The 10,444-nt window shown below is 73.5% G+C and carries 10 protein-coding genes; 8 read left to right on the forward strand and 2 right to left on the reverse strand.

Features of this window, described 5'->3' with window-relative positions; translation table 11 throughout:
- A partial coding sequence (locus tag FA014_RS14550; protein ID WP_195969303.1) for a glycosyltransferase family 2 protein occupies positions 1-886 on the reverse strand: 886 nt, incomplete at its 3' end.
- Positions 883-1,722 carry a polysaccharide deacetylase family protein gene (locus FA014_RS14555; RefSeq protein ID WP_154730376.1) on the reverse strand — a complete coding sequence of 280 codons (840 nt, stop codon included), beginning with the start codon at positions 1,720-1,722 and terminating at the stop codon, positions 883-885. The genes FA014_RS14550 and FA014_RS14555, both read right to left, overlap by 4 nt.
- A gap of 346 nt (positions 1,723-2,068) precedes the next feature.
- Here FA014_RS14555 and FA014_RS14560 point away from each other — a divergent pair, with 346 nt between their 5' ends.
- The 8 genes from FA014_RS14560 to FA014_RS14595 all read left to right on the forward strand — a co-directional run bounded on the left by FA014_RS14560 (position 2,069) and on the right by FA014_RS14595 (position 10,295).
- Positions 2,069-2,893 carry a glucose-1-phosphate cytidylyltransferase gene (locus tag FA014_RS14560; RefSeq protein WP_154730377.1) on the forward strand — a complete coding sequence of 275 codons (825 nt, stop codon included), beginning with the start codon at positions 2,069-2,071 and terminating at the stop codon, positions 2,891-2,893.
- Between the two features lie 4 nt (positions 2,894-2,897).
- Entirely contained in the window at positions 2,898-3,926 is a 1,029-nt protein-coding gene (locus FA014_RS14565) for an NAD-dependent epimerase/dehydratase family protein (RefSeq protein WP_154730378.1), read from the forward strand.
- Positions 3,923-4,462 (forward strand): dTDP-4-dehydrorhamnose 3,5-epimerase, encoded by a 540-nt coding sequence (rfbC, locus tag FA014_RS14570; RefSeq protein WP_154730379.1) that lies wholly within the window; start codon positions 3,923-3,925, stop codon positions 4,460-4,462. The genes FA014_RS14565 and rfbC overlap by 4 nt, the downstream gene beginning before the upstream one ends.
- Complete coding sequence (locus tag FA014_RS14575) at positions 4,459-5,742, forward strand: NAD(P)H-dependent oxidoreductase (RefSeq protein ID WP_154730380.1); 1,284 nt, start codon at positions 4,459-4,461, stop codon at positions 5,740-5,742. The genes rfbC and FA014_RS14575 overlap by 4 nt, the downstream gene beginning before the upstream one ends.
- A gap of 272 nt (positions 5,743-6,014) precedes the next feature.
- Positions 6,015-7,190, forward strand: coding sequence for a glycosyltransferase WbsX family protein (locus FA014_RS14580; protein ID WP_230323180.1), 1,176 nt, complete (start codon positions 6,015-6,017; stop codon positions 7,188-7,190).
- On the forward strand, positions 7,183-8,262 hold the full coding sequence (locus FA014_RS14585; RefSeq protein ID WP_154730382.1) for a glycosyltransferase family 4 protein: 1,080 nt from the start codon (positions 7,183-7,185) through the stop codon (positions 8,260-8,262). Before FA014_RS14580 ends, FA014_RS14585 begins: the two co-directional genes overlap by 8 nt.
- Positions 8,259-9,467 (forward strand): ABC transporter ATP-binding protein, encoded by a 1,209-nt coding sequence (locus FA014_RS20080; RefSeq protein WP_195969304.1) that lies wholly within the window; start codon positions 8,259-8,261, stop codon positions 9,465-9,467. Before FA014_RS14585 ends, FA014_RS20080 begins: the two co-directional genes overlap by 4 nt.
- Positions 9,468-9,470: 3 nt before the next feature.
- Positions 9,471-10,295 (forward strand): ABC transporter permease, encoded by an 825-nt coding sequence (locus tag FA014_RS14595; protein ID WP_154730383.1) that lies wholly within the window; start codon positions 9,471-9,473, stop codon positions 10,293-10,295.
- Positions 10,296-10,444 lie beyond the last annotated feature (149 nt).

Below are 10,444 nucleotides of genomic sequence, written 5' to 3' on the forward strand. Positions count from 1 at the left end.
CGGTGCCCGGGTCGGTCGCGGCGGGCTCCCCGGATCCGGGCCGCCCCGCGGCGGGCCCCTCCGCAGCGACGACCGCACCGACGGCCGGCACCGCGGCGGCCACCGCCTCCGCGGCCGGCGCCCCCGCGGACGCGAGCGCCCGGAGCCGGTCCTCCTGCTCCCGGTAGCGCAGCGCGAGCCAGCGCTCGCCGGTGCCGTAGTGGTAGCCCTGCTGCGCCGAGGACCGCACGCTCCCGCGCAGCCGGACGTGCAGCACGGCCTCCGGGACCCAGGTCAGCGGCACCCCGGCGAGCTGCACCCGCCAGCACAGGTCGGTGTCCTCCAGGAACAGGCAGCCGGGGTCGAACCCGCCGACCGCGCGGAACACGTCGGCGCGGATGCCCATGTTCCCGGCCCCGGCGGCGTGCAGGCCGGGCAGCCGGGTCGACTCCTGCAGCCCCGCCGTCTGGGGGACCGTCCGCGACCGGAGCACGCGCGGCGTGTTCAGCCGCTCGGCGTCGAACCGGCCGGCGACGAACGCGTGCGTGCGCAGGGCGGTCCGCATGGCGACGAGCCAGCCGTCGCCGACGACGTCGTCCGCGTCGCAGAACGCCACCAGCGGGGCGCGCGCGACGGAGACGCCCACGTTGCGGGCTGCGCCCGCGCCCCGGGTGGCCGAGGCGTCGACGACCCGGACGGGGAGCCGGTCCGCGTAGGAGCGGGCGAGGGCCGCGGTGCCGTCGGTGGACCCGTTGTCCGCGACGACGAGCTCCCAGCCGAACGGTGCGCGCTGCGCCGCGAGCGCGTCCAGCTGCTCGCCGAGGGTGGCCTCGGCGTCGAAGGCGGCGATGACGACGGTGAGCTCGACGCCCGCGGGGCGCGCGGCGCCGTCCCGGAGCGCGCTCACGACATCAGCTCCCGGAACACGGTCCGGACCCGGGGGTACCGGCCCAGCAGGCCGCCGACGGTGTCGAAGGTCCAGCCGGTCGCGAGCAGCGGGTCGACGAGCGTGGCGGTGACCGCGGCGCGGTCGAACCGGGGCAGCTCCTCGCCGGCGCCGAGCGTCTCGGGGTCCGCGCGGGTGTCGTGCAGGAGCAGGATGCCGCCGGGGTGCAGCGCGGCGCGGGCACGGGCGGCGACGTCGGGGACGGGGGCGTCGACCCAGTCCTCCGCCCAGCCGGACCAGATGACGACGTCGAGCCCGGACCGGGTCCAGCCGCGCAGCGACCGGGGCCGGTGCGCGCCGTACGGCGGGCGGAACAGGGTGACGGGCACGCCGGCCACCGCCTCGACGCGGTGCCGGGCGTCGGCGACCACGCGGACCGCCTCGGCGTCCGGCAGCCGGGTGAGCCGGCCGTGGTCCGGACCGTGCAGCGCGAGCTCGTGACCCTCGGCGACGAGGCGCCGCACCAGGCCGGGGTGCGCCTCGGCGGCGTCCGCGAGGACGAAGAAGGTGGCGCGCAGGCCGCGGTCGGCGAGCACGTCGAGCAGGCCGGGCGTGTGCTCGGGGTGCGGGCCGTCGTCGTAGGTGAGGGCGGCGACGCTGTCCGCGGTCTGCACGCACGCGGTGGGGGCGAGGCCCCGGAGCAGCGGCCGGGCGAGGCGCAGCGCCCGCCGGTCCGGCAGCGGCCGCGGCGCCGGCGACCCGAACTCGCCCAGGTCGCGCCGCAGCACCAGGATCTCCCCGGGGTCGCGCGGCGCGGGGCGGGTGCGGCGGCGCAGCGCCGGCTTCTCGACGACCATCGGCCTCCCCCTCGCGTCCGGCGGGCAGGCCTGCACCGACCCCCGCCGGACGACAGTGTGCTCGCGTCGAGCGGCCCGGTTTGTCCGTTTTGGGGCTTTTCACCCGAACGCTCGACAGGTTTCGCCCGGGCGCGGCCCCGACCCGGCGCCGAGGGGCCGCGGACCCGTCCCGCGCCGGGGCCCTGGGCCACCCGGGGGACACCGCCACACCCCTGCCGCCCCCAGGGGGTGATATGTCCGGTTTTCACCCGTTAGTACCTATCTGGCCTGAAATGCCCGGACTAGCCTCGGGGCTGCCGCGGGGCGATCGCGGCGCCATCCCACACCCCCCGTCCGAGGAGGAGCCATGACCGCAGGCGACCTGTCGCCCGCCGACATCCCGGTGGTGATCCTGTGCGGCGGCATGGGGACGCGTCTCCGCGAGGCCAGCGAGAAGCTGCCGAAGCCGCTGGTCGACATCGGCGGCCGGCCGATCCTCTGGCACATCATGAAGACGTACAGCGAGCACGGCTTCCGCCGGTTCGTGCTGGCGCTCGGGTACAAGAGCGACCTGATCAAGCAGTACTTCCTGGACTACCGGCACCTGACGTCGGACTTCACGCTGCACCTCGGCGGCGACGGCACCGGGTCCGAGCCCGTCTTCCACGGCACCGCCGCCAAGGAGGACTGGGAGATCACGTTCGTCGAGACCGGGCTGACGACGGCGACCGCCGCGCGCATCCGCCGGGTCGCGCAGCACCTCGACGCCGACCGGTTCGCCCTCACCTACGGCGACGGGATCGGTGACGTCGACATCACCGGCGCCCTGCGGCACCACGTCGAGCAGGGCCTGCTCGGGACGCTGACCGGCGTGCACCCGTCCAGCCGCTACGGCGAGATGCGGGTCGAGGGCGACACGGTCGTCGAGTTCAACGAGAAGCCGACCCTGGCCGACGGCTGGGTCAACGGCGGCTTCTTCGTGTTCGAGCGGGAGTTCGTCGACAAGTACCTCGACGACGACCCGGCGGTGATGCTCGAGAGCGCGCCGCTGCAGCAGCTCGCGCGGGACCGCCAGCTCTCGGTGTACGAGCACGAGGGCTTCTGGATGGGCATGGACACGTTCCGTGACTGGACGGAGCTGAACGGACTGTGGGACGCAGGTCGCGCCCCCTGGAAGATCTGGGAGGACTGAGCGCGTGCGCATCCTGGTCACCGGCACCGAGGGCTACCTCGGCAGCCTGCTCGCACCGACGCTGCTGGGCCGCGGCGACGAGGTCACCGGCCTCGACACCGGCTACTACAAGAATGGCTGGCTCTACAACGGCGTCCACGAGACCCCGCACACGCTCGTCAAGGACATCCGGCACGTCACGCCGGACGACCTCGCCGGGTACGACGCGGTGGTCCACATGGCCGAGCTGTCGAACGACCCGATCGGCGACCGGATCGGCGACGTCACCTACGACATCAACCACCACGGGTCGGTGGCGCTGGCCTCGGCCGCCAGGCGCGCGGGCGTGAGCCGGTTCGTCTACATGTCGTCCTGCTCGGTCTACGGCGTCGCCGACGGGACGGTCGACGAGACCAGCCCGACCGACCCGCAGACCGCCTACGCCCGGTGCAAGGCGCTGGTCGAGCGGGACGTCACGGCGCTGGCAGACGACGGCTTCTCCCCCACGTTCCTGCGCAACGCGACCGCGTTCGGCGCCTCCCCGCGGCAGCGGTTCGACATCGTGCTGAACAACCTGGCCGGCCTGGCCTGGACGACGCACCGGATCGCGATGACGTCCGACGGCACGCCGTGGCGCCCGCTGGTTCACGGCCTGGACATCGCCAAGGCGATCCGCGCGGTGCTCGACGCCCCCCGCGAGGACGTGCACGCGCAGGTGCTCAACGTCGGCGCGGACGCGAACAACTACACGGTGCGGGAGATCGCCGAGACGGTCGGGGCCGAGTTCCCCGGCTGCGAGGTGTCGTTCGGCGAGCCGAGCGCGGACAACCGCTCCTACCGGGTGTCGTTCGCCAAGATCCGCGAGGTGCTCCCCGGCTTCGAGACCGACTGGGACGCCGCCGCCGGCGCCGCCCAGCTGCACCGGGTGTTCGAGCAGATCCAGCTCGACACCGAGACGTTCACCGGGCGCGGCCACACCCGCCTGGCGCAGATCGAGCACCTGCTCAAGACCGGCCAGGTGGACCCGCAGCTGTTCTGGACGGTGAACCCGTGAAGTACACCCCGACCGCCGTCGACGGCGTGATGGTCGTCGACCTCGAGCTCCGCTCGGACGACCGGGGGTTCTTCGCCCGGACCTTCGACACGACCGAGTTCGAGGCGCACGGCCTGGACACGACCGTCGCCCAGTGCAACCTGTCGTACAACCACGCGGCCGGCACGCTGCGCGGGCTGCACCGGCAGGTGCCGCCGTACGCCGAGGGCAAGCTCGTGCGGTGCACCGCCGGCGCGATCGTCGACGTGGCCGTGGACGTCCGGCCGGACTCCCCGACCTACGGCGCGCACGTGATGGTCGAGCTCACCGCCGCCAACCGCCGTGCGCTGTTCATCCCGCCGTACGTCGCGCACGGGTACCAGACCCTGGCCGACGACACCGAGGTGATCTACCAGGTCAGCGGTCCGTACGCCCCCGAGGGCGAGCAGGGCTTCCGGTACGACGACGCCGCGTTCGGCATCGAGTGGCCGGTGCCCGTGACGGTGATCTCGGACAAGGACGCGGCCTGGCCGCTGGTCGAGGCGGTCGCGAAGTGATCGTCGTCGACTCGCTGCTGAAGGCGCGCCAGGCCGACGGCCGCCCGATCCGGGTGGCGCTGGTCGGCGCCGGGTTCATGGGCCGCGGCCTGGTGAACCAGATCGTGAACTCCGTGCCCGGCATGGACGTCGTCGCGATCGCCGCCCGGCACCCCGAGCAGGGCGTCCGGGCGTACACCGAGGCGGGGCTGCCCGGCGTCGTCGAGGTCGACTCCCCCGCCGCCCTCGCGCGCGCCGCGGCGTCCGGCACCCCCGCCGTCACCGCCGACTACCGGGTCGCGATCGCGTCCGACGCCGTCGACGTGGTGGTGGACGTGACCGGTGCCGTGGAGCTCGGCGCGCACGTGGCGCTCGCCTGCTTCGAGCACGGCAAGCACCTGGTGCTGATGAACGCCGAGGTCGACGCGACGGTCGGCGGCGAGCTCGCGCGCCTGGCCGACAAGGCCGGCGTCGTCTACACCGGCTGCGACGGCGACCAGCCCGGCGTGCAGATGAACCTGCACCGGTTCGTCACCGGCCTGGGGCTCACGCCGCTCGTCGCGGGCAACATCAAGGGCCTGCAGGACGAGTACCGCACCCCGACGACGCAGAAGGCGTTCGCGGAGCGGTGGGGCCAGGACCCGCACATGGTCACGTCGTTCGCCGACGGCACCAAGGTGTCCGTCGAGCAGGCGCTGGTCGCCAACGCCACCGGGATGTCGGTGCACCGGCGGGGCATGCTCGGCATGGACCACGACGGGCACGTCGACGAGCTCACCACCCGGTACGACGTGGACGAGCTCCGGGCGCTCGGCGGGGCCGTGGACTACGTGGTCGGGGCGCGCCCCGGGCCCGGCGTCTACATCCTGGCGACGCACGACGACCCGAAGCAGCGGCACTACCTGGAGCTCTACAAGCTGGGCACCGGACCGCTCTACTCGTTCTACCAGCCGTACCACCTGTGCCACTTCGAGGTGCCGACGACGATCGCCCGCGCCGCGCTGCTCGGCGACGCGACGATCCGGCCGCTCGGGGCGCCGAGCGTCGAGGTCGTCACCACGGCGAAGACCGACCTGGCGGCGGGCACCGTGCTGGACGCGCTCGGCGGGTACCACTACTACGGCCAGGCCGAGAAGGCCGCGGTCACGGCGGGCGAGCGCCTCCTCCCGGTCGGCGTCGCGGAGGGCTGCGTCCTCGTCCGGGACGTCCCGAAGGACGCGACCCTGACGTACGACGACGTCCGCCTCCCGGAGGGCCGCCTGGTCGACGCGCTCCGCGAGGCCCAGTCCGCCCTGTCCTGACCTGGCGCCCCGCGGCGCGCCACCTACGCCTTCCGGCGCGGCCTCCCCCGATGGGAGCGGGCGGGGCCGGAAGGCGTAGGCCGAGTGCGCCCGCGCCGCGGACCGCGGTACCGCACCGCGCGGCGGTGGATCACCCGGATGCCAGCGGCTTCACCCGGGGTCGGCGGACAAACCGGACAAATCTACTCATAGGCTGCATCCCAGCAGGAACGGGCCTGGGGACGACGACCCGTCCCCCTCGGCCACCCAGGACCACCAGGAGAGGGGGGACCGTGCCGTCCACCGACAGCAGCACGGACCTGCGCGCCCGCGCCGTCACGTTCTACCTGCCCCAGTTCCACCCGGTGCCGGAGAACGACGCGTGGTGGGGCCCCGGCTTCACCGAGTGGACCAACACGGCGAAGGCGCGGCCGCTGTTCCGCGGCCACGTGCAGCCCCACATCCCCGCGGACCTGGGGTTCTACGACCTGCGGATGCCCGAGGCCCGCGAGGCGCAGAGCGACCTGGCCCAGCGGTACGGCGTCGAGGCGTTCGTGTACTGGCACTACTGGTTCGGCGGCGGCCGGCGCATCCTCGAGCGCCCGTTCACCGAGGTCCTCGCCTCCGGCGCCCCGTCGGTGAAGTTCTGCCTCGCCTGGGCCAACCAGACCTGGAGCGGCATCTGGCACGGCGCGAGCGACCGCGTCCTGATGGAGCAGACCTACCCGGGCGCCGAGGACGAGCAGGCGCACTTCGACTCGCTGCTGCCCGCGTTCCGCGACGAGCGGTACCTGCGGGTGGACGACCGCCCGGTGTTCTACGTGTTCCGCCCGGAGGACCTGCCGGACGCCGCCGCGTTCGTCGACCGCTGGCAGGGCATGGCCCGCGCGGCCGGTCTGCCGGGGCTGTACCTGGTGGCCGAGGTGTCGGACCTGCTCGGCCGCGGGCCGAAGTACACGGACGTGGACGCGGCCGGGTTCGACGCCGGCGTCTACATGCGGATCCCCGCCCGGCAGACCCGCGCGGACGTGCTGCGGATGCGCCTGGGGCGCAAGCTCGGCAAGCCGGAGATCTTCCCGCACGCGCCCGACTTCGAGCCCGCGCCCGCCGGCATCTCGGACCGGCTGCAGCCGTGCGTGTACCCGAACTGGGACAACTCGCCGCGCTCGGGGTCGCGCGCCGTCGTCGTCACCGGCTCCTCCCCCGAGCTGTTCGGCCGGCACGTCCGCCAGGCCGTCGCGACCCTGCAGGACCGCCGGCCCGCCGAGCGGCTGCTCTGGGTCAAGTCGTGGAACGAGTGGGCCGAGGGCAACTACCTGGAGCCGGACCTGGAGCACGGCCACGCGTGGCTGGAGGCGCTGCGCGACGGGCTGACCGGGACGAGCACGCTCGCGACCACCCCGGCCCGGGTGCTGACCCCGCACCCCCTGGCGGCCCCGGCCCCGACGGACGGCGTCGCGCATGGCTGACGCCCCCACCGCGGCCCCGCTGCGCATCGCGATGCTGTCCTACTACCTCCCGTCGGGCAGCAAGATCGGCGTCGGCTTCCAGGCCCACGAGCTCGCCACCGAGCTGGCGCGCCGGGGCCACCACGTCGACATGTTCAGCGACTGCCCGCCGGTGCCGGGTGCGGCGTACGGGCACCGGCACGTCGCCATGTCCGGGTCGCTGCGCACGTTCCGGTTCGCGACCGACCTGCGCAAGCAGGACTTCACCGGCTACGACGTGCTGCACGCCCACGGCGACGACTACTGGCTGTGGCGCCGGCGCGCCCCGCTGCACGTCCGCACGGTGCACGGGTCCTGCTTCGAGGAGGCCCGGCACATCCGCGGCGCCAAGGAGAAGCTGCGGATGCTGCTGCTCGGGTTCACCGAGGTGCTGGCGTCCGTCGTCGCGGACCGGGTCGTCGTGGTGTCCCCGCAGACCCGGCGCTGGGTGCCGCGGTCGCACGACGTGATCCCCAACGGCGTCGACACCACCCGGTTCGTCCCGGGCGACGCCGCGGGCCGCGCCGACCACCCGGTGGTGCTGTTCGTCGGCACCTGGCACGGCCGCAAGCGCGGCGCGGACCTGGCGGCGGCGTTCGTCCGGGACGTGCTGCCGCGGGTGCCGCAGGCCGAGCTGTGGATGGTCACCCGGGACGCGCCCGCCGACCCCGGCCCCGGCGTGAAGGTGCTCGGCCGGCTGTCGGACGAGGACCTGGCCGACGCCTACCGCCGCGCCTGGGTGTTCTGCCTGCCGTCGTCCTACGAGGGCTTCGGCATCCCCTACGCCGAGGCGATGGCGAGCGGCCTGCCGGTCGTCGCCACCCCGAACGTCGGCGCCCGGTACGTCTCCGACGAGGGCCGCGCCGCGGTCCTCGCCGAGCTGGACGACCTGGGCACCGCGCTGGCCGACGTGCTGCTCGACGCCCCGCGCCGGGCCGCGCTGTCCGCCGCGGGCCTCGAGCGGTCCCGCGCCTTCTCGCTCACCGCGGTGGCGGACGCCTACGAGCGCCTGTACGCCGCCGCCCCGACCCCCCACCACGGAGACCAGTCATGACCGAAGTCGCCATCCGGGCCGCCGGGGTCGGGAAGTCGTACCGGATCGCCACCTCCGACGACGCCCCGTCCACCGCCGCCGAGGCCGTGCTGCACCGCCTGCGGCACCCGCTGCAGCGCGCCCAGTTCGAGGAGTTCCGCGCGCTCGACGAGGTGAGCTTCGAGATCCCCCGCGGCGAGGCCGTCGGGATCCTCGGCCGCAACGGCGCCGGCAAGTCGACGCTGCTCAAGCTGCTCACCCGGGTCGCCGCGCCGACCCGCGGCCGGATCGAGCTCGCGGGCCGGGTCGGCTCGCTGCTGGAGGTCGGCACCGGCTTCCACCCGGAGCTCACCGGCCGGGAGAACGTGTTCCTCAACGGCACCCTGCTCGGGATGCGCAAGAGCGAGATCAAGCAGCGTTTCGACGAGATCGTCGCGTTCTCCGGCGTCGAGAAGTTCCTCGACACCCCGGTGAAGCGGTACTCCTCCGGCATGTACGTGCGGCTCGCGTTCGCGGTCGCCGCGCACCTGGACACCGAGATCCTCGCGGTCGACGAGGTGCTCGCGGTGGGCGACGCCGAGTTCCAGGCCAAGTGCCTCGACCGGATGCGGACCGTCGCCGCGGAGGGCCGCACCGTGCTCTACGTGTCGCACCAGGTGCAGACGGTCAAGACGCTGTGCACCTCGGCGATCTTCCTGGAGCACGGCAGGCTCGTGATGCACGGCTCCGTGGACGACGCGATCGAGCTGTACCAGACCAGCCGGGACCGGGTCGCGATCAGCCAGACCGACATCGAGCGCCGGCCGGGAACGGGCGAGGTGCGGATCACCTCCGCGACGGTGTCCAGCCCGCTCTACAAGACCACCGAGCCGAAGACCGTCGAGTTCCTGGTGTCGGCCAACGCGGACTACATCGGCAAGTACTTCGTGTCCTGCCACATCAACGACGCCCACGGCACCACGATCCTGCAGTGCGACTCCCGGGTCAGCGGCCTGTGGCTGGACCCGGCGCAGGAGCAGAAGATCGCGCTGACGATCAAGGAGCCCTGGCTCAAGCCCGGCGAGTACACCGTCGACCTGTTCGTGTGCTCCTCCGGGGTGCTCGACTCGTTCGAGGGCGCCGGCCGGTTCGAGATCCACCCGGTGCTGCCCTACCCGCAGGCCGTGTCCGACGAGGGTCTCGACGCGGGCCTCGTCCTCGCCGACTTCGACTACGAGAGGCGCTGAGCCGTGGCCACGCGTACGACTGTCATCAACCCGCCCGGCCGCCTGCCGCTGCCGGCGTGGCGCGAGATGTGGGAGGCCCGCGAGGTCTTCACCCGGTTCGGGATCCGCGACCTGAAGCTGCGCTACCGGCAGACCGCGCTCGGCGTGATCTGGGTGGTGCTGCAGCCGCTGCTGAGCGCGGGCATCTTCTCGATCGTGTTCGGGCAGATCGCCGATCTGTCGAGCGACGGCGTCCCGTACTTCGTGTTCTCGTTCACCGGCATGCTGGCGTGGACGCTGTTCAACGGGATCGTGTCCCGGGCGGCGCCGTCCCTGGTGAACAACCAGGCGCTGGTGTCGAAGGTGTTCTTCCCGCGGCTGCTGGTCCCGCTGTCCTCGGTGCTGTCGGTGCTGGTCGACTTCCTGGTGGCGGGCGTCCTGATGGTCGGGCTGATCATCTGGTACGACATCCCGATCACCTGGGCCCTGCTCACGCTCCCGCTGTGGATCCTCGCGGTGATCCTGCTGGGCTCCGGCCTCGGCATGGCCGCCTCGGCGCTGATGGTGAAGTTCCGCGACATCGCCTACGTGGTGCCGTTCGCGCTGCAGACGCTGCTCTACGCGAGCCCGCTGGCCTACTCGCTGAGCGAGGTGGGCGAGGGCATCCGCTGGCTGTTCGACATCAACCCGCTGACCTGGATCCTCGAGGGCTTCCGGTGGTCGCTGCTCGGACTGGCGCAGCCCGACACGTGGCAGATGGCCGCGACGGCGGGGGTGAGCGTCGCGGTGTTCGTCGGCGGCGCGCTGATCTTCTCGAAGATGGAACGCGGCTTCGCGGACGTGATCTGACGTGGCCGCCGCACCTGCGCCGGCCGCACCGCCGCCCGGCTCCCCCGCCCCGACGCCCCGCCGCCGGTGGGGCCGCCGCGGGGTGGTCCTGGGCCTGACCGCGGTGCTCGGCGCGTCGGCCGGCCTGGGCGTGTGGCAGCTCGCGGCGC

The organism is Cellulomonas hominis, assembly GCF_005239125.1.
Lineage (GTDB): Bacteria > Actinomycetota > Actinomycetes > Actinomycetales > Cellulomonadaceae > Cellulomonas > Cellulomonas hominis_A.